The sequence below is a fragment of the Agrobacterium sp. 33MFTa1.1 genome (assembly GCF_004328495.1).
Classification (GTDB): Bacteria; Pseudomonadota; Alphaproteobacteria; order Rhizobiales; family Rhizobiaceae; genus Agrobacterium; species Agrobacterium pusense.
In genome coordinates this window covers 2,036,217-2,055,789 of record NZ_CP036358.1, presented here as the reverse complement: position 1 = coordinate 2,055,789, position 19,573 = coordinate 2,036,217, and the positions used below count along the sequence as shown (strand labels likewise).

Genomic DNA, 19,573 nt, shown 5'->3' with positions numbered 1-19,573 from the left:
TCAGCGCCCGACCCTTGCGGCAAGGAAATCTATGAAGGCGCGCACGCGGGCTGCGAGATGCTCATGGCCGGCATAAACCGCGTGGATCACCTCCATGTCCTCGGCGCTATAGTCTTCCAGTACGGGAACGAGCAGGCCAGCCCTAATATCGGGTTCGACGTGGAATTCACCGACCCGACCGAGCCCAAGCCCCGATAGGCAAAGCCTGCGCATGGCCATGCCGCTATTGACGGAGGCATTGCCCGTGACTGGCAGGCGATAGACATCGGCAGAACCGGGGTCGCGAAACGGCCATTCATTGAGACTGCGACTGAAATTGAAGCTCAGGCAATTGTGCCGCGCCAGATCCTGCGGCGTTTCCGGCATGCCGTATTGTTCGATATAGGTGGGGGAGGCGACGATAACGCGGCGTACTTCCTTTAGCTTTCTTGCCTTCAGCGATGAATCGCCCATGGCGCCGGAGCGTATGGCAATGTCCGTGCGTTCCTCGATCAGGCTGATGACACCGTCAGTCAGCGAAATATCCAGCTCGATTTCCGGATAAAGCGACAGGAATTCCGGTGCAAGCGGCAGGAGATAACGTTCGCCGAAGCCCAGCGTCGCGTTGACCCGTAGCAGCCCGCGCGGCACCACCTTGCCGCCGCTCGCCACGATCTGCTCGGTCTCGGCTATGTCGGCGAGAATGCGTCGGGCCCGCGCCAGATAGACCTCGCCCTCCGGCGTAAGCGTTACGAGCCGGGTGGAGCGGGCCAGCAACCTGGTGCCGAGACGGTCTTCGATACGTGTGACAAGTTTGCTGACGGCCGAGGGCGAAAGCTTCAGCCTGCGCCCGGCGGCTGAAAAGCTGCCGAGTTCCGCCGCCGCCACGAAGACTTCCATCTCTCCGGCCCTGTTATCCATCGCGCATCACCTATGAAATCAATTCAAAGGTATTTATCCGGCTTTGCCGATTATCATGCAAGTCCCCTTTGCCCATATTGCGCTCATACAATTTGATCCAACCGGGCAGCCCCACGCTGTCCAGAAGGCCCGCGATCCAGCTGCGGGCGAAGAGGTATTCGTCATGCCATTGGCCATATTTGCCCTGACGATCGCGGCCTATGCGATCGGAACAACGGAGTTCGTCATTGTCGGTCTGCTGCCGACTGTCGCAAACGATCTCCATATCACCCTGCCGCTCGCCGGTCTCATCGTCAGTGTCTATGCACTGGGTGTGACCTTTGGTGCGCCGATCCTGACCGCATTGACCGGCAAGATAGAGAGGAAGCCGCTGCTGCTCGGCCTGATGGCCCTGTTCATCGTCGGTAACAGTCTCGCAGCACTTTCACCCAATTATGAGATGCTGCTGGTCGCCCGCGTCATTGCCGCCTTCGCCCATGGCGTCTTTTTCTCGGTCGGCTCCACCATCGCGGCCGATCTCGTGCCGGAAAACCGTCGCGCCTCGGCCATTGCCATGATGTTCATGGGCCTTACGGTCGCCATCGTCACCGGTGTTCCGCTCGGCACCTATATCGGCCAAGTCTTCGGCTGGCGCGCAACTTTCTGGGCCGTTGCTGCCCTTGGTGTCATTGCCTTCCTCGGCATTGCAGCGCTTCTCCCGAACACACTCAAGAAGGCGCCGCCGGCAAGCTTGCTCGATCAGGTCCGTGTTCTCGGCTCCGGCCGCCTGCTCATCGTTTTCGCCATGACCGCGCTTGGTTACGGCGGCACCTTCGTCGCCTTCACCTTCCTTGCGCCAATCCTGCAGGATGTGACCGGATTTTCGGAAAAGAGCGTCAGCCTGATCCTCGTGCTTTACGGTATCGCCATCGCGGCCGGCAACATCGGTGGCGGCCGGATCGCCAACCATAATCCGGCCAGGGCCCTCATTGGCCTCTTCCTGGCGCAGGCCATCGTGCTGCTCGTCTTTTCCTTCACCGCGGTTTCGCCGGTGCTGACGCTCATCACGCTTGCCGCGCTTGGTTTCCTCTCCTTCGCCAATGTTCCCGGCCTGCAGCTTTATGTGGTGCAGCTTGCCAAGGAGCATCGTCCCGGCGCCGTCGATGTCGCTTCGGCGCTCAACATCGCCGCGTTCAACCTCGGCATCGCCATCGGCGCGTGGCTCGGCGGTCTGGTGGTGGAATCACCGTTGGGCCTGGGTGCCACACCCTGGGTCGGCGCCATCCTCGTCGCGGTTGCCCTGCTCCTGACCATCTGGAGCAGCGCGCTCGACCGCCGCGCCGCGCTGACACTGAAAACTGCCTGAGCTTTTCATGAAATACCCGGCCGCTCCCAAGCCGGCCGGGCCACCTCAAAGGAGAAAATATATGTTTGATGTCACTGCAAACGGCGCGTCAATCCCGGCGCTTGGTTTCGGCACGTTTCGCATTCCCGGCCCCGATGTGCTGCGTATCGTTCCCCATGCGCTGAAGGCCGGGTTCCGCCATATCGATACCGCCCAGATCTATGGCAATGAAGCCGAGGTCGGTGAAGCCATTGCTGCTTCGGGCGTTGCGCGCGGCGAAGTGTTTCTCACCACCAAGGTCTGGGTCGAGAACTACAGGCACGATGCCTTCCTCGCCTCTGTCGATGATAGCCTGAAAAGGCTGAAGACCGACCATGTGGACCTGCTGCTGCTGCACTGGCCGAACGAGGCGGTTTCGCTTGCCGAGCAGATCGGCGCGCTGAACGCGGTGAGGCAGGCCGGCAAGGTGCGCCATATCGGCGTTTCCAACTTCAGCACGGCGCTGATGGCCGAAGCGGTGAAGCTGTCCGATGCCCCGATCGTGACCAACCAGATCGAATACCACCCCTACATCGATCAGGATGTGGTTATCGCTGCCGCCAAAGCTGCGGGCATGTTGGTGACGGGTTATTACGGCATGGCCGATGGTAAAGTGTTTGACGATCCGGTGCTGAAGGAGATTGCCGCGGGCCGTGGCAAGTCGGTAGCACAGGTGGTTCTGCGCTGGCTCGTGCAGCAGCAGGGCGTCGTCGCCCTGTCGAAAACGGTGAGTGAGGCCCGGGTCGAGGAAAATCTCGCCATCTTCGACTTCGAGCTTTCGGCAGATGAAATGGCGGCAATCCGTGCGCTTGCCAGACCGGATGGCCGCATCGTTTCGCCGGAAGGGCTTGCGCCCGTCTGGGACGAGGCCGCCTGACGATGAGGGCCGGGGAGAGAACTCTCTTCCCGGTTTCTTTTCGCGAGAAATTTTCGCGTATGGCGATGCGCCTCGCATCGGGCACGCCAGAGATTTATCGGCCTGTTCTGGAAATCTGGAGCGGGCGAAGGGATTTGAACCCTCGACCCCAACCTTGGCAAGGTTGTGCTCTACCCCTGAGCTACACCCGCTCAAATCCACCGGTCCGGGGTAGTATGCTGAACCGTGGGCCGCCGAAGCGGCGACGGGTGCTATATCGCTCAATCGTTTTTGGAATGCAACAGTTTCTTTTGCGGTTTCGGTGGAAATCCGCCTGCCTGCGAATTTATCTGCCCTTCCGGGAAGCGGCGGGCTCGGACGCCATGGATATTTGAGCGAAGATATTGTTTCATCTGGTTTTTATTGCCGTCTCACAATGGAGCGCCCAGATGCGGTGCCAGGAAATAATCTATTTACATTTGGTTAAAATCTGATTCGACAAGTGATTCGTTCGGGTGTACAAATTTCCTGTCCACGAAAAAAAGAAACGATACTTGGCATATCATCAGGAGGATGAGCCTTGTCGTATGCAGCTTTTGAACGGGTTGGCGCACAATTGTCGCCGGAGCAGATCACCGATCTGCAGAATATTTTCGATGGCGTATGTTTCGAGTGCCTTCAAGATCGCAGCAGCCACGTTGCCAACGAGTGCGCGGCGGTTCTTATCCGCAGCGCCCAGCGCGGCATTCTCGACCATGAGATGTTGCGGGACATCGGGCTTGCCGTTTTGCGGCGGCACTGATGCCTGAGAAGAAAAAAAGCGCCCGGATATCCGGGCGCTTTGTTTTTGAAGTGGGCGGATTTCCGCTCAGCTCTTTTCCTGCACATGCGCTTCGAGGAACCAGAGCGCCTTGTCGAGATCGCGCGAGGCGGCGGTGAAGATGTCGGCCGTCGTGGGGTCGCCCGCTTCATCGGAATCGTCTATGGCCTTGCGGATCATGTTGGCCACATCGCCATAACGTTCGATCAGGGCGTCCAAATGGTCATGGATCTTGTAGATGTCGGTCGGATAGGCCTTGAGCTTGGTTGTCGAGGAGACCGATTGCAGGCTGCCGAGCGCCGTGCCGCCAAGCTGGACCACACGTTCGGCAATCGTGTCACCATGATTGTCGAGCTGGGTGCGGAACGTATCGAGAAGTTCATGCACGGCGATGAATTGCGGGCCTTTCAGGTTCCAGTGCGCCTGTTTGGTGATGAGCGCAAGGTCGATCACCGAAGCCAGCGATTCGTTTAGAATGCCGATAACGGTCGACTTGGCGTTTGAAGGCAGGTCGTTCTTCGTCTTGTGCGTCTTCATCGATGTCTCCTGAAGTTGCGGACGGAATGCCGCTTTGGAAAAGTCCGTCGATTAACGTGCGGGCCTGTGGCCCTGTTCCATGTTAGGCGACGGGACAGCAAAAATCCTGCACAATCATCATGTCATTCGTAAAACAGGCAGATGCGCCGGTCGTCTATCTCACTGACGCTGATCGGCATGTCATAGATTTCCTTGAGAATATCGGGACGGATGATCTCTTCCGCAGGACCCTGATGACAGATGCGGCCCTCGCGCATGGCGATGATGGTGTCGGAATACCAGGAGGCGAAGTTGATGTCGTGCAGAACCAGAACCACGGTCTTCTTCAGCTCGTCGGCCGCCTTGCGCATGATTTTCATCATGCTGGAGGCGTGTTTCATGTCGAGGTTGTTGAGCGGCTCGTCAAGCAGCACATAATCCGTATCCTGGCAAAGCACCATGGCCACGAAGGCGCGCTGGCGTTGACCGCCGGACAGTTCGTCCAGAAACCGGTCGGCCAGATTTTCAAGGTGAAGATATTCAAGCGCCCGGTCGATATGGGCCTTGTCCTCGATGGTGGGGCGGCCCTTGGAGTAGGGGTAGCGGCCGAAGCCGACAAGGTCGCGCACGGTCAGGCGCGAGGAGATGTGGTTGTCCTGCCGCAGGATGGAGAGCCGCTTCGCCAGCGTATCGGAGGGGGTTTTCGTGACATCCAGCCCGTCGACCGTGACGGTTCCCGTATCCATGGACATCAGCCTTGCGACGATGGACAGGAGCGTGGATTTACCCGCGCCGTTTGGCCCGATGATGGAGGTGACGCCGCCTGCCGGGATGGAAACCGAGACGCCGTCGATGACGACGCTATCACCATAGGATTTGCTGATCTGACTGGCGATGATCATCGCGCACCTCGTTTCAGAATGAGACCGATAAAGACGATGCCGCCCAGAAATTCGATGATGATGGAGAGCGCCGTATCGAAGGCGAAAACCCGCTCCAGCACAACCTGACCGCCGACGAGACAGATCACGGCGATGAGGATCGCCGCAGGCAGCACATAGGCATGCTTGCCGTTGCCGGTGAGATAATGGGCGAGGGCCGCGACCAGCAGGCCGAAGAACATGACCGGGCCGACGAGCGCAGTGGAGACGGCGACAAGTACGGAGACCAGCACGAGGATGATGGTCACGGTGTACTTGTATTCGACCCCGAGGCTGATGGCCGTCGCGCGGCCGAGCGAGAGCACGTCGAGCGTGTGCATCAGGCGCAGCCCGATAATGGTCACCACGCCGATGATGATGGCGGAAACAGTGAGCAGCGTCGGATCGATGGAATTGAAACTGGCGAAAAGCACATCCTGCAGCACCGTGTATTCGTTCGGATCGAGGACCCGCTGCATGAAGCCCGAGAGGCTGCGGAAAAACACGCCGAAGACGATACCGACCAGGACGAGAAGATGCAGGCTGCGTTCCGCTCCGACAAAAAGCCAGCGATAGAGCAGGGCGGAAAAGGCGACGAGCAGCCCGGTTTCCACCAGAAATTTCAGTTGAGGATCGATCATCACGACTGTTGCCGAACCGAAGACGAAAATCAGCCCGGTCTGCATCAGCACGTAGAGTGAATCGAAACCCATGACCGAAGGGGTGAGGATACGGTTGTTGGTGACCGTCTGGAACAGCACGGTGGAAACGGCGATGGCGTAGGCCACCAGCAAAAGCGACAGGAGCTTGATGCCGCGAAACGGCAGCACGAAACTCCAGCTTCCCCTGGCGCCGAGCGTCATGAAGGCGGTCATGGAAATGAGCGCCAGTGCGGCGAGCACAAGCAGAACGATTTTTGCGCGCCTGTCAGGGTTTCTCTCACGCATGGTTGCGTTTCCGCAGCAGGAGATAGAGGAACAGCGCGCTGCCGATGACGCCGACCACGGTTCCGATGGGTATTTCGTAAGGCGCGCGCACGGTCCGGCCGATGATGTCGCAGGAGAGCACAAAGACCGCGCCAAGCGTCGCCACCCATGGCACCGAGCGGCGCATATTGTCGCCGATCATCAGGCTCACGACATTCGGCACGATGAGGCCCAGGAAGGGGATCATGCCCACCGTCACCACCACGACAGCGCTGACCAGCGAAACGATGGTGAGGCCGAGCGCCATTACCCGGCGATAGTTGAGACCGAGATTGGTGGTGAAGTCCCGGCCCATGCCCGCCACGGTGAAGCGGTCGGCGGCGAGATAGGCGGCGATGGCGAAGAGAAAACCGATCCACAGCAACTCATAACGGCCGCGCAGTACGCCGGAAAAATCCCCCGTCATCCATGCCCCGAGCGATTGCAGCAGATCGAAGCGATAGGCGAAGAAGGTGGTGACGGCGGAAATGACGCCGCCAAGCATGATGCCGATCAGCGGCACCAGCAGCACGTCGCGCAGCGGCACCTGCCGCAGGATGCGCAGGAACAGCGCAGTGCCGGCGAGAGCAAAAGCTGCTGCCACCAGCATCTTGCCGAAGATCGGTGTATCCGGTGCCAAAAGGGTGACGGCGAGCAGGCCGAGGCCGGCGGATTCCGTCGTGCCTGCCGTGGAAGGTTCCACGAAGCGGTTTCGCACCAGCATCTGCATGATGAGGCCGGCAATCGCCATCGAGCTTCCCGCAAGGATCAGCGCGAGCGTGCGCGGAATACGGCTGACGAGCAGCACCCGCAGCGCGTCTGCACTCGTGTCGGGTGCGAAAAGCGTTGCGAGCGAAACGTTGCTCACGCCGACGAACAGGCTGGTGATGGCGAGCACCAGGGCTAGCAACAGGACAAGGATGAGAGACAGGGATTTCACGTTGGCAGTTTTTCGTAAATGGTAAAAGCCCCCCGTAACCTGGCAGGCTGCCGAAACAGGTGTCCGACCTCTCCTTGGTTATCTTCGGGCTTGACCCGAGGATCCACAACCTGACGCGCGATGGATCCTCGGGTCAAGCCCGAGGATGACGTCGAGTATGGAGCAGCCTTCAGAAGCGCATGCCTAGAGGCTTTTACGATTTCTTGTCGGAGACAGCCTTGTAGACCTGATCTAGCAGGGTGGTGAGCGCCGTATAACCGCTGCTGACGATATAGGCCGCCTGGGGGTCGAGGTAAACGATCTGCTTTTTTTTCCAGGCGTTGGTCTGGTGGACCAGCTCGTTGTCCAGCACCTGGGCTGCCGCCTTGCCGGGATCGGTGGCGCGGCCGATGCCGGCATCGCGGTCGATCACGAACAGCCATTCGGGGTTGACCTCGGCCAGATATTCGAAGGAGACGACGTCGCCGCGGTCGAAGCGGTCGTCGATGTCGGCTGCGACCGGCTTGAAGCCGATTTCGGTGTGCAGCCAGCCGGTGCGCGAGCCTGGGCCATAAACGCCGACCTTGCCGGCATTGGTGACGAGGATCATCGCCGTTCCGGAATTGGGGGCGATCTCTTTCAGCTTCGCCACCTTTTCATCGATGGCGGCATCGAGCTTCTTGGCTTCTTCCTGCTTGCCGAAGATATCGCCAAGCTTGGCGATGTTGGCTTTCACGCTGCCGATGAATTCCTTGGAATCCACCGACATGTCGATGGCCGGTGTGATCTTGGCAACATCCGGATATTTTGCCCGCGAACGGCCGCCAACGATGACGAGATCGGCCTCTGCCGCATTGATCGCCTCGTAATCGGGCTCAAACAGCGTGCCGACCTTCAGATATTTCCCGTCGGCATATTTCTGCAGATAGGTCGGCAGGTTGGAGCCGACGACGCCCGTCGGCTCGACGCCGAGTGCATCGAGATTGTCGAGCGAGGGAACATCAAGAACCAGAACCTTTTTCGGCGCGGCTTTCAGCACGGTCTCGCCCTGGGCGTGCTTGATCGTCATTTCCTCAGCGCTTGCGGTCATCGCGCCAAGGCTGAAGGCCGCTGCCGCCAGCAGCCGAACGGGGAAGGTGAAGTTGATGGCCACGAATATGTCCCTTGCGAATGGTTCCGGACCGGCGGAAAGCTTTCCGTCCGGTTAACTTGATGTCCGTTATCAGCTTTATTGGCAAGGCGGGCGGAAATCAAAATTATGTTTTAGAATGGTTCTGAATTGCCGTGAGCGGGAAATGCGGGGGCAGATGAAACATCTGCTCGAACCTCTTCCCCGTCATGCTCGGGCTTGACCCGAGTATCCTACTGCGTTGGTGGTGATGGATTCTCGGATCAAGTCCGAGGTGACGTTGAGGGGAAGGAAAGGCCGGCGTCACTTTGGTCGGTGCCTTTTACCCGTCTGTTTTACCCATCACGACCAACGTGACAGCCGCTGTCAATCCGGTGGCCAGTCGCCGACGATTTCGCGCCTCTCCAGTTTCAACGATCGGTCCGGCTGCACCCGGTAAGTCTCGATCGCCAGCCTTCCGTCGCCCATCACGAATTCGTTGCTGAGCGTACTGCCGACGGGGGACTTTGTCAGTTTGGTACGGGGCTGCCCGCCATAGGTGATACTGCCGGGAATGGGTTCCACATCGGGGGCGGCGGTAGTGCAACCGGTTAAAGCAAGGATGGTCAGGATTGCAAGGCTGCGCATGACAGGGTTCCTCAGAGGGTTTCATAAAATCTATGCCGCCCCCAACCTCGCCGCAATCCATAACGTTCCACAAAAAAAGCCCCGTATCCGGAGATACGGGGCCAGTTGCCTTGGGAGGTTCTTTGGTTCTCAATCCTCGTTGGCGGCAAGCTGCGTCAGCACCTCGCCACGGCCGCGGATACGCATGATGAGCGGAATGATGAAGGCGGCTGCCGCGACGATGAACAGGCCAACGGCAATCGGCGAGGTGAACAGCACGGTCGGGTCGCCCTGGCCGATGGCCAGTGCGCGGCGAAGCTGCTGTTCGGCGAGCGGGCCAAGGATGAGGCCGACAACCGCAGGCGCGATCGGATACCCGAAGATGCGCATGATGTAGCCGAGGATGCCGAAGGCGAGCAGCATGCCGAGTTCGAACACCGACGGGTTGGCGCCGATGGTGCCGAGCGTTGCGAACAGCAGGATGCCGGCGTAAAGCCAGGGCTTCGGAATGGTCAGCAGCTTCACCCAGAGACCGACGAGCGGCAGGTTGAGCACCAAGAGCATCAGGTTGGCGATGAAGAGGCTGGCGATCAGGCCCCAGACCAGCTGCGGATTGGTGGCAAACAGCAGGGGGCCGGGCTGCAGGCCGAACTGCTGGAAACCGGCGAGCATGATGGCCGCTGTTGCCGTCGTCGGCAGGCCGAGCGTCAGGAGCGGCACCAGCGTACCGGCAGCCGAGGCGTTGTTCGCCGCTTCCGGACCCGCAACGCCTTCAATCGCGCCGTTGCCGAATTCTTCCGGATATTTGGTCAGCTTCTTTTCGGTGGCATAGGACAGGAACGTGCCGATTTCAGCGCCGCCGGCAGGCATCGCGCCAATCGGGAAGCCGATCAGGGTGCCGCGCAGCCAAGCCTTCCACGAACGCGCCCAGTCCTGCGCGCTCATCCAGACCGAACCCTTGACGGCTTCGACCTTGTCGTCGCCGCTCTGGCCCTGCGCCACGATGAACAGGGTCTCGCCGATGGCGAACATGGCGACCGCAAGCGTTGTGACTTCCACGCCGTCGAGCAGGTCGGGGATGCCGAAGCTCATGCGGGTTTGGCCCGTCAGCTGGTCGATGCCGACGATGGCCAGCGCAAAGCCGATGAACAGCGAGGTGAGACCACGCAGCGCCGAATCGCCGAAGGCGGAGGAAACGGTGACGAAAGCCAGCACCATCAGCGCGAAATATTCGCGTGGGCCGAAGACCAGCGCCAGCTTGACGATGTAGGGGGCGACGAAGGCAAGCGCGATGGTGGCGATGAGACCGGCCACGAAGGAGCCGATGGCGGCGGTGGCAAGAGCCGGTCCGCCTCTGCCCTTGCGGGCCATCTTGTTGCCTTCTAGCGCGGTCACGATCGAGGCGCTTTCGCCCGGCGTGTTGAGCAGGATGGAGGTGGTCGAACCGCCATACATGCCGCCATAATAGATGCCGGCGAACATGATGAGCGAACCGGCAGCATCGAGCCGGTAAGTGACGGGCAGTAGCAGCGCGACGGTCAAGGCGGGGCCGATGCCGGGCAGAACGCCGACGGCGGTGCCGAGCGTCACGCCGATCAGCGCGTAGAGCAGGTTCATGGGTTGGGCAGCAACCTCAAGACCGTGCAGCAGGAATTCAAAGGTACTCATGGACAGATGTCCCCCTGTCGAGCGGAAGGGCGGGCGGAACGGCTGGCTTTGGCGTCAGTGCGCGCCGGCGGTTCCTGTGATCTCGAATATGGTTGGAATGGCTGTCAGAAGAACAGCCGTTCCAGAGGTCCGGCGGGCAGCGAAAGCTGCAGCAGCTGGGCAAAAACGATCCAGATGGCAAAACTCAGCACAATGCCGACCGGTATCGAGAACCAGAGCTTGCGTTTGCCGAAAGCGCGTGCCGTGAAGGCGAACAGCAGACCGGTGGCAATGGAAAAGCCGGCAACTGTCAGCAGCAGCATCTGGGCGGCAAGGCCGGCAATGACCCACACGACCGGAGCGATTTCCTGCCTGTCGCGCTCGGGAAAATCACCGCGCCAGGCCTCGACGGCCGTCCAGATCGCCAGTCCGACAAGACAGAAGGCGATGGCGTAGGGTACTGTTGACGGGCCGACAGGGGAATAACCGGTGACGCTGGCAAGGCGGGCGCTATCCCAGAAGATGACGCTGGCAACGGCGACGAGGGCGACGGCGATGACCAGCGCCGCCCGGTCGGGGCGACGCTTTTGATCATGCGAAGGGTTGGAACCCTGGCTCATTTTACCAGTCCGATGTCTTTGAGGATGGTTTCGGTGGCGGCGGTGTCCTTGGCAAGCTGTTCCTTGAAGGCGTCACCGGCGAGATAGGTATCCATCCAGCCCTTTGTCTTCAGGGTTTCCTGCCACTTGGCGGATTTCACCAGCTTCTCGACGTCGGCATTGATGGCCTTTTCCTGATCGGCGGAAATGCCGGGAGCGGCCGCAACCATGCGCCAGTTCTGAACCACGACATCGAGGCCGCTTTCCTTCAGCGTCGGTGCGTCGACGCCCTCAAGACGGTTTTCGCTGGTGACCGCGAGAAGGCGCAGCGTGCCGGCCTTCACCTGGCCTTCGAATTCGCCATAGCCGGAAACGCCAGCGGTGACCTGCGAACCGAGGATCGAGGCAAGTGCTTCGCCGCCGCCGGAATAGGCGATGTAGTTGATCTTGGTCGGATCGACGCCGGCCGCCTTGGCAATCAGGCCAACGGCGATATGGTCGGTGCCGCCGGCAGAGCCGCCGCCCCAGGAAACGCTGCCCGGGTCTTTCTTCAGCTGGTCGATGAGATCGCCGATGGTCTTCAGCGGCGAGGATGCCGGAACGACGATCGCTTCATATTCGCCGGTCAGGCGGGCGATCGGGGTCACTTCCTTCAGCGTCACGGGCGCATTGTTGGTGAGGATCGCGCCGACCATGACATAACCGCCGACGATGAGGGCGTGCGGGTTACCCTTCTGCTGGCTGGCGAATTGCGCAAGACCGATGGTGCCGCCGGCGCCCGGTACGTTCTGCACCTGAACGCTCTTGGAAATGCCTTCTTCCTGCAGCACGCTCTGCAGCGAGCGCGCGGTCTGGTCCCAGCCGCCACCGGGATTGGCCGGTGCGATGACGGTGTAATCTGCCGCAGCCGCCGGAAGCGCGATCATGCCCGCCAGAAATGTGCCGATAAGAAAATGTTTCACGTAGAAAACCCTCCTCAGGATGCCCTTTTGGGCGTCGTTTTTCGTTTATGCGGAAGGGGCTTCAGGGCGCATCTGTGCCGACGCTGAGTACTCAACGCTGGGCCTTGGCAATCCTCAAGATTTCCTCCCGCATCTTCTTCCGCCTCCACGGAATGAAGAAGGATTGCAGAGCATCACAAAAAGCTGTCATCTAACTGACGCAACGCAAGTCCTTGCGCATTTACTCTCTATTAATTTGTGCCGGACGTCCACTGTGGCGTGTGGACGGCTTTGTTTTGCGCCTTTGAAGCCTGCTTCACCCTCATTTCTGTGACAGGCACAGGACTGAGGGATGGTGGGGGCGCTCAAACCTACTGCGACCGCAGCGCCTCGTTCCAACGCTCGATGAGGCGGGTGCGCTTGACCTGATCCAGATAGACCATCAGGCCGGGGCTGACCGGGACCGGCCGCAATTGCGCACCGTGGATGGCCTGCATGGTGTTCGCCGTGTTTTCGCCCGCCACTTCCGGGCTGACGGCGGGGATTTGCAATTGCCGGGCCATGATCGTCTGACCTTCCTTGGACATGAAGAATTCGAGGTAGCGGCGGCCGAGTTCAGGATTGGCTGCGGCTTCCGGAACCAGCCCGATGCGCGACATCACGACGGTATAATCCTTCGGCAGAACGATGCCGACATCCGGGTGGCGTGAGGCCCAGTCTGCCGCGTAGGAGCCGAGAATATTGTAACCCATCACGAAGCGGCCGTCGGAGACGCGCTCCAGAATGGCCGAGGAGGTGGAATAAACCTTCACACCCGCGGCACCCATGGCCTTGATGACGCTCCATATATCGCCGAACTGTTCCTGATCGCGTGACATGAACAGGAAGCCGACGCCGGAGCGTTCGATGTCATAGGTCGCGATACGGCCATGCACCTCTTTGGCGTGGCGTTCGAGATAATCGACAAATTCGGCGCGGGTGGCGGGCGGCTTTTCGGTGGTGAAGCTTGGCTTGTGATAGACAAAAACCGCCGGCTCGAAGGTCAGCGCATAGGCGGTGTTGCGCCAGTTCGCCCAGGCGGGCCAGCGGGCGCTCATGGCGAGATCCGACCGCTGGGCATAACCGTCATTGCTCAGCTTCACCTGCAGGTCCATGGCCGAGGAAAAGGCGAAATCGGCGGTCTTCTTGCCAGCATCGGTTTCCTTGACGATACGGTCGTAGATTTCGCCGGTCAGCATATCCTCATAATGGACGGCAATATCGGGATTGGCCTTCTGGAAACCCTCGATCATCGGGGTCGCCAGCGGTTCGTCGAGCGAGGAATAGACCACCAGTGTCTGCGCATCCGCCTTGCCGGAGGGAGCCGGAAAAACGACGGCCTGGGCAAGCGCAGGCGAGGCCATGCAGAGACAGAGACAGAGAAGAAGGCAGATACGCATGGAAAAGATCATGCCGCAGGCGCTGGCCATTCACAAGCGGTAAGGGTCTGGTTAAACTCGGCAATGTTGCAGGAGGAAGATTTGCGTATTTTGCTGGTCGAGGACAATCAGGTGCTGTCGGAAGGGCTTTCGGCGCTTCTGCGGGGCAGCGGTTATGCGGTGGATGTGGTTTCTGATGGCGCCTCCGCCGATGCGGCAATTACGGCGGAAAGTTTCGATCTGGTCATTCTCGATCTCAACCTGCCGGAAATGGATGGCATCGAGGTGCTGCGCTCCATGCGATCGCGTCAGGACAAGGCGGCGGTGCTGATCCTGACGGCGCGCGGCACGCCGGAAGAAAAGGTCAAGGGGCTCGATCTCGGTGCCGACGATTACATGATCAAGCCCTTCGATATCACCGAGTTCGAGGCGAGGGTGCGGGTGCTTCTGCGCCGTAATGCCGGGCTGCGCTCTTCGGCGCTGAGTTTCGGCAAGGTGCTGTTCGATCTTAATTCCCGCACCTTTTCGGCGGACGGTCGCCCGCTCGATATTCCGGCGCGCGAAGTGGCGCTGCTGGAGGTGCTGTTCATGCGGGCGGGCAAGGTTGTCGCCAAAGAGGCGATCGTGCAGTCACTGACAGGTTTCGACGACGATATTTCCGCAAATGCCATCGAGCAATATGTCAGCCGCCTGCGCAAGCGGCTCGCGCCGCACGGGCTGACGGTGAAGACGGCGCGCGGCATCGGTTATTATCTCGAAAAGCTGCCGGAGATGGCTGAATGATACAGGCCGCCTATTCGCTCAGGCGGCGACTTCTAGGCTGGCTCCTCATCTCCACCGCCATCATCGGCTGCGTTGCGCTGACCGATACCTGGCGCGAGGCGGTCAACACCGCCAATGTGGTTTCAGACCGGGTGCTTTCCGGTTCCGCGCTCGCCATTGCCGAGCGGGTGGTGGTGGCCGAGGACGGTTCGCTGGAAGTGGACATTCCCTATGTGGCGCTGGAAATGCTGACATCGGCTGCCCAGGACCGGGTGTTTTACCGTGTCGACGGGCCGAACGGGCAATTCCTCACCGGCTATCAGAACCTGCCGACGGTCGCGAACCCGAAGGGTGATACGCCCGCCTATCGTGATGCCGTGTTTCGCGATGAACCGATCCGCATCGCTGCCATCAGGCGTTTCGCTTCCACTGGCATTAATTCCGTGCCCTTTTCCGTCACGGTTGCCGAAACCACCATTGCCCGCAGCCAGCTGGCGCAGGCCATCATCCTGCGCTCGGCGCTGCGCCTGCTTTTGATGATCGTCGGGGCGGCGATCATCGTCTGGATCGCGGTGACGATTTCGCTGCGCCCGCTTTACCGGCTCAGTGAAGCCATTGCCGAGCGCAGCCCGAACGATCTGCACCCCATCCGCCAATCCGTGCCTGTCGAGGTGGAAAATCTGGTGGAGACGGTCAACTCCTTCATGGTGCGGCTGCAATCGGCGCTGGATGCGCTCAGGCATTTCACCGGCAATGCCAGCCACCAGCTGCGCACACCGCTTGCCATCATCAGCACCCAGCTGGCTCTTTCCGCCCGCGCCGCCAGCCTTGAGGAAGCGCAGGCGGCGGCGCTGAAGGGTGGGGCATCGGTCGCCCATGCCGAGCATATCCTTGCCCAACTTCTGCGCATGGCCAATATCGATGCTGCCGGCTCCAGCGAGAAACATGATTTTTCCGCGATAGACCTCGTGGCTGTGGCGCAGAACGTGACGGCCGATTTCGTGCCGCGGGCCGCTGAGGCGGGTATCGATCTCGGTTTCGAAGGCGAGGTCGAGGCGACCATTCTCGCCGAACCGCTCTTGATCGGCGAGTTGATCGGCAACCTCGTTTCCAACGCCATCAATTATGCCGGTCGCGGCGCGGAAGTCACCGTGCGCGTGGGCAGGGAGACGGGCGTCGTCTGGCTGGAAGTGGAAGATAACGGCCCAGGCATCCCGCCTGAAAAACGCGCCATGGTGCGCCAGCGCTTCGCCCGCGGCGAAGAAAACGCGGCCCCCGGCGCCGGCCTCGGCCTTGCGATCATCGAGGAGATCGCCGGGCTGTTCGGCGGGCGGCTGATGCTGGAGGATGGTGCGGGTGGGTGTGGGCTGAGAGCGCGGGTGGTGTTTGATGGAGCGGAGAACGCATCGTAGACTGCGGGTTGTCAGGCGGCTGTATCCGCAGGTGATTTCGCCACCAGGGAAAGTTTGTAGCCCAATGCATCGGCGACCTTGGCGATCGTTGCCAGTTCGGGGTTTCCCTCGCCGCTGAGCGCCTTGTACAACGTCTGACGGGGAAGGCCGGTCTGTCTCGAAAGATCGGTTATGCCTTTGGCTCGCGCCACGACGCCGAGAGCGTGGGCAAGCTCCTGTGCGTCGCCGTTCTCAGTGGCGTCTGCTATGTAGGCGGCAAGTGCTTCGTCACTATCAAGATAGCGGGCAGCATCGTAATCGCGTGTCACAAGTGGCATGGTCTCATTCCTTGAGTGCTCGGGCCAATTTCTTGGCTTTGGCAATATCGCGGGACTGTGATGCCTTGTCGCCACCGCACAGCAATATGATCACGACATCGCCGTTCCGGAAGAAATAGACCCGATATCCGGGTCCAAAATCGATCCTGAGCTCACTGACGCCTTCGCCGACCGGCTTTACGTCTCCTGGATTGCCGTCTGCCAGCCTGTAAATGCGCCGTGCGATGCGGGCACGCGCCTGCAGATCGCGCAGACCGGCAAGCCAATCGGCAAACTCGCTTGTTTCCCGGATCGTGAGCATGGCCGAATGTAAACCCTGGTTGTCATTCCGTCAATGACGGTTAACTCACCCCATCCGCTCGGAAGCATAGCTTCCCGGGCTTGGCGGGAAGACCACGGTGCGGTTGCCGTTGATGAATGTGCGGTGGTGGATGTGGGCGTGGATGGCGCGGGCAAGCACCTGGCTTTCCACGTCGCGACCAAGCGAAACGTAGTCATCGGCTGATTGCGCGTGGGTGATCCGCACCGTGTCCTGCTCGATGATCGGGCCTTCGTCGAGATCGGCTGTTACATAATGCGCTGTCGCGCCGATCAGCTTCACGCCGCGCTCATAGGCCTGCTTGTAGGGGTTCGCGCCCTTGAAGCTCGGCAGGAAGGAGTGGTGGATGTTGATGATCTTGCCTGACATCTTGCGGCAGAGGTCATCGGAGAGCACCTGCATGTAGCGGGCGAGCACGACGAGCTCCGTGCCTGTTGTCTCGACCAGCTCCATGAGCTGGGCTTCGGCCTTCGGCTTGTTCTCCTTCGTCACCTTGATGTGGTGGAAGGGGATGTCGTGGTTGACGACAACTTTCTGATAATCGAAATGGTTGGACACGACACCGACGATGTCGATCGGCAGCGCGCCGATCTTCCAGCGATAGAGCAGGTCGTTGAGGCAATGGCCGAAACGCGACACCATCAGCAGCGTCTTCATGCGCTGGCCGTCCGGGTAGATATCCGCTTCCATGCCGAATTTTTCCGCCACCGGCCGGAACCCGTCGGTAATGGCTTCAAGGGAGGCGCCCTCTTCCGAGATGAAGGAGACGCGCATGAAGAACTTGCCGGTCTCGAGGTCGTCGAACTGCGAACTGTCGACGATATTGCAGCCTTTCTCCGCCAGATAACCGGAAATCGCGGCGACGATGCCGCGGGTCGATTTGCAGGCTACGGTCAGAACATAGGATGTCATTCGTTTTCCCTCAGAGACGTCGCGCCGGTATCAGCCGACGCAGTTCGGCGCGTTCCATAGCGCAGCTCCGCGGTGGAGCAAAGCGTCAAGACGAACGCAGTCAAAGTCATAGGGCGGGAAAGGGAAGCGCGCCGTGCCGGAAGCGACATGGAATGTTCCATGGCCAGCACGGCGACGCGGGGTGTTTTGCCGGGGCGGTCGCCAACCTCAGGCGCGGCGCAGGCGCATTGCCGTGCGGCCGCGGCCGTCGAGCAGTTCCAGCGCGCCGCGGCGCGGCTCCAGCCTGAAGGAGCGGGCGCCTTCCAGCGCTTCGATGAACTGCCGCTCCTGGCGCATGATGTCTGGCGCGCAGGCCATCTGGGTGGAAATCATCCGGCCGAAATCGACACGGTTACGGTTGATCTTCACTTCACCGCCAATGCCGTTACAGCCGGCATTTCCGGAAACGCGGCCTTCGCGGGAGATTTCCAGCGTCGCCTGCCGGCGGCCGCGAACCCTCTCGCCGCGGATTTCCTCGACCAGCCAGCTCCCTTCGATACCGGCTTCCGGCTCCGGGCGGCCCGGACCGGCGCCGACGCGCTCCAGCACGAGATCGGTTTCGTCGCGGCCACCGGTCAGGACGGAATAGCGCCGGGTGGTGGTAAAGAGCAGCCGGTCGCGGTCGCGGATTTCGGCGCTCAGCGCATAGGAGCGGCGGCCACGGATGTCGCGGTCGTCATAACGCAGCACGAAGGGCACCGGCACCTGGCCGCGCGGGCGAATGGTGGTTTCGGCAATCGTCTGTGACGGCGCGTCCGCCAGCGACACATCGATCAGGCGCACGGTAACGGTTGCGCCCGGCGGCAGGGCGATGCGTTCGCGATAGGAGACGCTGCCGCGCAGGCTCGCCGGTGCCGCCGCCGCCCCGCCTGCCGCAAAGAGCGGGGCAAGCGCGAGAAGACCGGCGAAACTGCGGCGCGAAAGAAGGGGCTGGTGGTCGGTCATGGTGCTTGCTCCGTGCTGGTTCCGGTGGAATTGAACCGGATGATAAAAAACGGCACTGAACGTGCGATGAACCGGATTTTCAAATCCGGTCAGGTGGACATTTGGTGTGGATGGCAAGGGACCAACGGGAGGATCTATGCCATTTGAATCCCCTCCGCCCTCATTCCTGTGCTTGTCACAGGACACCAGTCGACACGCGTCTGCGTGGCGGGAAGATTCTTTTCAGCCGAAGGACCTGGGCTGGTTGGATTCCTGTGACGAGCACAGGAATGAGGGTGGTGGGAGGCCGCATCGTCCAAGGGAGCAACTCCTTGCCGGCGGCCTCCGCTCAGCTCTCAGCCGCGGAAACCGTTCCGCAGCGCTTCGAACTTCGCCAGTTGTTCGGCCAGCAACTCCTTGTTCTCATCGCGGCGGACGAACACCTTGAACATGGCGCCGCCGGCGGCATTCATGAACCAGACGGAACAGGAGCGGCGTCCGTGAAAGCCGCGGTCGACGAAGGTGATGCCGGCGCAATTGTCCTTCTTGATGTGACCGCCGATGGGACTGTCGCCGTGGATATTGAACCAGCCGTGACTCTCCGTGCCTTCAGGCAGATGGCCCGGCACTTCCAGCACGATATCGCCTGTCTGCACGATCATCAGGACTTCGCCCCAGCCGCGCATCTCGCTCCAGATGGTGTCGAAGCGGTCGGCGGCAGCGGAAACGGCGGCACCTTCGGGCAGGATCGCCAGAATTTCAGCCGGTGTCACCTCGGCCTTGGCGGCGATGGCCTCCACGATGCCATCAGGTTTTTCAGCGAGCGCGGCGGCGGCGCGTGCCCGCCTGTCGTCGTCCGTCTTTTGGACTGCAATGCTCATCGGGTAGCCTCAGGCGGCAATCGAACGGCGCTCGCCATTCTTGTCTTCGTGGATGATGACGTCGAAGCCTTCGAAATGCGGCCCGGAGAGATATTCCACCTTGCCGCGGTTCTCGCCGGCCTTGGCATGGGCGGCGCGGAACTGTTCGGATTTCGTCCAGGCAAGGAAATCGTCCTTGGTGGCCCAGACGGTGTGCGAGGCATAAAGCGTGTGATCGTCCGCCTTCGGGCCCTTCAGCATGTGAAATTCGATATAGCCCGGCAATTCGCTCAGATGCGATTTGCGCTCGCGCCAGATGGATTCGAACGTGTCTTCGTAACCCGGCACGACGCGAAAGCGGTTCATTGCGATAAACATGAAAGTCTCCCTTTAAGTTTCCTGTTTCAGTCAGGATATCGTCCGCGGACG

22 protein-coding genes and 1 tRNA gene are annotated in these 19,573 nt (G+C 60.7%); 5 read left to right on the top strand and 18 right to left on the bottom strand.

What is annotated here, in order from left to right; translation table 11 throughout:
• On the bottom strand, positions 1–900 hold the full coding sequence (locus EYD00_RS10455) for a LysR family transcriptional regulator (protein ID WP_004443467.1): 900 nt from the start codon (positions 898–900) through the stop codon (positions 1–3).
• Positions 901–1,063: 163 nt separating this feature from the next.
• On the opposite strand from EYD00_RS10455, the gene EYD00_RS10450 reads away from it, so the two are divergent.
• Together EYD00_RS10450 and EYD00_RS10445 are read left to right on the top strand one after the other, a co-directional pair.
• On the top strand, positions 1,064–2,245 hold the full coding sequence (locus EYD00_RS10450) for an MFS transporter (protein ID WP_004443466.1): 1,182 nt from the start codon (positions 1,064–1,066) through the stop codon (positions 2,243–2,245).
• A gap of 61 nt (positions 2,246–2,306) precedes the next feature.
• Positions 2,307–3,140 (top strand): aldo/keto reductase, encoded by an 834-nt coding sequence (locus tag EYD00_RS10445; RefSeq protein ID WP_004443465.1) that lies wholly within the window; start codon positions 2,307–2,309, stop codon positions 3,138–3,140.
• A 116-nt stretch (positions 3,141–3,256) separates the two neighbouring features.
• Here EYD00_RS10445 and EYD00_RS10440 read toward each other — a convergent pair.
• A tRNA-Gly gene (locus EYD00_RS10440) sits at positions 3,257–3,331 on the bottom strand.
• Between the two features lie 368 nt (positions 3,332–3,699).
• Here EYD00_RS10440 and EYD00_RS10435 point away from each other — a divergent pair.
• Positions 3,700–3,921 carry a hypothetical protein gene (locus EYD00_RS10435; protein ID WP_004443464.1) on the top strand — a complete coding sequence of 74 codons (222 nt, stop codon included), beginning with the start codon at positions 3,700–3,702 and terminating at the stop codon, positions 3,919–3,921.
• A 66-nt stretch (positions 3,922–3,987) separates the two neighbouring features.
• Here the strand turns inward: EYD00_RS10435 and dps are convergent, their stop codons facing one another.
• The 10 genes from dps to EYD00_RS10385 all read right to left on the bottom strand — a co-directional run bounded on the left by dps (position 3,988) and on the right by EYD00_RS10385 (position 13,632).
• Positions 3,988–4,476 carry a DNA starvation/stationary phase protection protein Dps gene (dps, locus tag EYD00_RS10430; RefSeq protein ID WP_004443462.1) on the bottom strand — a complete coding sequence of 163 codons (489 nt, stop codon included), beginning with the start codon at positions 4,474–4,476 and terminating at the stop codon, positions 3,988–3,990.
• A 122-nt stretch (positions 4,477–4,598) separates the two neighbouring features.
• Positions 4,599–5,357 (bottom strand): iron ABC transporter ATP-binding protein, encoded by a 759-nt coding sequence (locus EYD00_RS10425; RefSeq protein ID WP_004443460.1) that lies wholly within the window; start codon positions 5,355–5,357, stop codon positions 4,599–4,601.
• Complete coding sequence (locus EYD00_RS10420; RefSeq protein WP_004443457.1) at positions 5,354–6,322, bottom strand: iron chelate uptake ABC transporter family permease subunit; 969 nt, start codon at positions 6,320–6,322, stop codon at positions 5,354–5,356. Before EYD00_RS10420 ends, EYD00_RS10425 begins: the two co-directional genes overlap by 4 nt.
• Positions 6,315–7,280, bottom strand: coding sequence for an ABC transporter permease (locus EYD00_RS10415; RefSeq protein WP_004443456.1), 966 nt, complete (start codon positions 7,278–7,280; stop codon positions 6,315–6,317). Before EYD00_RS10415 ends, EYD00_RS10420 begins: the two co-directional genes overlap by 8 nt.
• A 193-nt stretch (positions 7,281–7,473) precedes the next feature.
• Positions 7,474–8,412, bottom strand: coding sequence for a siderophore ABC transporter substrate-binding protein (locus EYD00_RS10410; protein WP_004443455.1), 939 nt, complete (start codon positions 8,410–8,412; stop codon positions 7,474–7,476).
• A gap of 342 nt (positions 8,413–8,754) precedes the next feature.
• The gene (locus EYD00_RS10405) at positions 8,755–9,015 is read right to left on the bottom strand and encodes a hypothetical protein (protein WP_004443453.1); all 261 of its coding nucleotides are present in this window, start codon (positions 9,013–9,015) and stop codon (positions 8,755–8,757) included.
• A 129-nt stretch (positions 9,016–9,144) separates the two neighbouring features.
• The gene (locus tag EYD00_RS10400) at positions 9,145–10,662 is read right to left on the bottom strand and encodes a tripartite tricarboxylate transporter permease (protein ID WP_004443452.1); all 1,518 of its coding nucleotides are present in this window, start codon (positions 10,660–10,662) and stop codon (positions 9,145–9,147) included.
• A gap of 104 nt (positions 10,663–10,766) precedes the next feature.
• Entirely contained in the window at positions 10,767–11,261 is a 495-nt protein-coding gene (locus EYD00_RS10395) for a tripartite tricarboxylate transporter TctB family protein (RefSeq protein ID WP_004443450.1), read from the bottom strand.
• A complete protein-coding gene (locus tag EYD00_RS10390) occupies positions 11,258–12,166 on the bottom strand; it encodes a Bug family tripartite tricarboxylate transporter substrate binding protein (RefSeq protein ID WP_153776944.1) in 909 nt (302 codons plus the stop codon). The genes EYD00_RS10395 and EYD00_RS10390 overlap by 4 nt, the downstream gene beginning before the upstream one ends.
• A 386-nt stretch (positions 12,167–12,552) precedes the next feature.
• Entirely contained in the window at positions 12,553–13,632 is a 1,080-nt protein-coding gene (locus EYD00_RS10385) for an ABC transporter substrate-binding protein (protein WP_077987473.1), read from the bottom strand.
• A 69-nt stretch (positions 13,633–13,701) separates the two neighbouring features.
• Here EYD00_RS10385 and EYD00_RS10380 point away from each other — a divergent pair, with 69 nt between their 5' ends.
• Both EYD00_RS10380 and EYD00_RS10375 read left to right on the top strand, forming a co-directional pair.
• Positions 13,702–14,382: a response regulator gene (locus EYD00_RS10380; RefSeq protein ID WP_004443444.1), complete on the top strand. Its 681-nt coding sequence runs from the start codon at positions 13,702–13,704 to the stop codon at positions 14,380–14,382.
• Positions 14,379–15,773 (top strand): sensor histidine kinase, encoded by a 1,395-nt coding sequence (locus tag EYD00_RS10375; RefSeq protein ID WP_004443442.1) that lies wholly within the window; start codon positions 14,379–14,381, stop codon positions 15,771–15,773. Before EYD00_RS10380 ends, EYD00_RS10375 begins: the two co-directional genes overlap by 4 nt.
• An 11-nt stretch (positions 15,774–15,784) precedes the next feature.
• On the opposite strand, the gene EYD00_RS10370 is transcribed toward EYD00_RS10375, so the two are convergent.
• The 6 genes from EYD00_RS10370 to hmuQ all read right to left on the bottom strand — a co-directional run bounded on the left by EYD00_RS10370 (position 15,785) and on the right by hmuQ (position 19,522).
• A complete protein-coding gene (locus tag EYD00_RS10370) occupies positions 15,785–16,090 on the bottom strand; it encodes an addiction module antidote protein (protein ID WP_004443440.1) in 306 nt (101 codons plus the stop codon).
• Between the two features lie 4 nt (positions 16,091–16,094).
• On the bottom strand, positions 16,095–16,391 hold the full coding sequence (locus tag EYD00_RS10365) for a type II toxin-antitoxin system RelE/ParE family toxin (RefSeq protein ID WP_004443439.1): 297 nt from the start codon (positions 16,389–16,391) through the stop codon (positions 16,095–16,097).
• Positions 16,392–16,436: 45 nt separating this feature from the next.
• Complete coding sequence (gene purU / locus EYD00_RS10360; RefSeq protein ID WP_006700424.1) at positions 16,437–17,321, bottom strand: formyltetrahydrofolate deformylase; 885 nt, start codon at positions 17,319–17,321, stop codon at positions 16,437–16,439.
• A gap of 207 nt (positions 17,322–17,528) precedes the next feature.
• Entirely contained in the window at positions 17,529–18,305 is a 777-nt protein-coding gene (locus tag EYD00_RS10350) for a YbaY family lipoprotein (protein ID WP_004443433.1), read from the bottom strand.
• A gap of 335 nt (positions 18,306–18,640) precedes the next feature.
• Positions 18,641–19,165: a heme utilization cystosolic carrier protein HutX gene (gene hutX, locus EYD00_RS10340; RefSeq protein ID WP_004443430.1), complete on the bottom strand. Its 525-nt coding sequence runs from the start codon at positions 19,163–19,165 to the stop codon at positions 18,641–18,643.
• A 9-nt stretch (positions 19,166–19,174) separates the two neighbouring features.
• Positions 19,175–19,522: a heme-degrading protein HmuQ gene (gene hmuQ / locus EYD00_RS10335; protein ID WP_004429958.1), complete on the bottom strand. Its 348-nt coding sequence runs from the start codon at positions 19,520–19,522 to the stop codon at positions 19,175–19,177.
• Positions 19,523–19,573 lie beyond the last annotated feature (51 nt).

Coding starts and splice junctions, on each gene's coding strand:
- EYD00_RS10445 (WP_004443465.1), top strand. CDS start 2,307: ATGTTTGATGTCACTGCAAACGGCGCGTCAATCCCGGCGCTTGGTTTC.
- EYD00_RS10455 (WP_004443467.1), bottom strand. CDS start 900: ATGGATAACAGGGCCGGAGAGATGGAAGTCTTCGTGGCGGCGGCGGAA.
- hutX (WP_004443430.1), bottom strand. CDS start 19,165: ATGAGCATTGCAGTCCAAAAGACGGACGACGACAGGCGGGCACGCGCC.
- EYD00_RS10370 (WP_004443440.1), bottom strand. CDS start 16,090: ATGCCACTTGTGACACGCGATTACGATGCTGCCCGCTATCTTGATAGT.
- EYD00_RS10450 (WP_004443466.1), top strand. CDS start 1,064: ATGCCATTGGCCATATTTGCCCTGACGATCGCGGCCTATGCGATCGGA.
- EYD00_RS10395 (WP_004443450.1), bottom strand. CDS start 11,261: ATGAGCCAGGGTTCCAACCCTTCGCATGATCAAAAGCGTCGCCCCGAC.
- EYD00_RS10350 (WP_004443433.1), bottom strand. CDS start 18,305: ATGACCGACCACCAGCCCCTTCTTTCGCGCCGCAGTTTCGCCGGTCTT.
- EYD00_RS10425 (WP_004443460.1), bottom strand. CDS start 5,357: ATGATCATCGCCAGTCAGATCAGCAAATCCTATGGTGATAGCGTCGTC.
- purU (WP_006700424.1), bottom strand. CDS start 17,321: ATGACATCCTATGTTCTGACCGTAGCCTGCAAATCGACCCGCGGCATC.
- dps (WP_004443462.1), bottom strand. CDS start 4,476: ATGAAGACGCACAAGACGAAGAACGACCTGCCTTCAAACGCCAAGTCG.
- EYD00_RS10375 (WP_004443442.1), top strand. CDS start 14,379: ATGATACAGGCCGCCTATTCGCTCAGGCGGCGACTTCTAGGCTGGCTC.
- EYD00_RS10365 (WP_004443439.1), bottom strand. CDS start 16,391: ATGCTCACGATCCGGGAAACAAGCGAGTTTGCCGATTGGCTTGCCGGT.
- EYD00_RS10385 (WP_077987473.1), bottom strand. CDS start 13,632: ATGATCTTTTCCATGCGTATCTGCCTTCTTCTCTGTCTCTGTCTCTGC.
- hmuQ (WP_004429958.1), bottom strand. CDS start 19,522: ATGTTTATCGCAATGAACCGCTTTCGCGTCGTGCCGGGTTACGAAGAC.
- EYD00_RS10400 (WP_004443452.1), bottom strand. CDS start 10,662: ATGAGTACCTTTGAATTCCTGCTGCACGGTCTTGAGGTTGCTGCCCAA.
- EYD00_RS10390 (WP_153776944.1), bottom strand. CDS start 12,166: ATGATCGCGCTTCCGGCGGCTGCGGCAGATTACACCGTCATCGCACCG.
- EYD00_RS10420 (WP_004443457.1), bottom strand. CDS start 6,322: ATGCGTGAGAGAAACCCTGACAGGCGCGCAAAAATCGTTCTGCTTGTG.
- EYD00_RS10405 (WP_004443453.1), bottom strand. CDS start 9,015: ATGCGCAGCCTTGCAATCCTGACCATCCTTGCTTTAACCGGTTGCACT.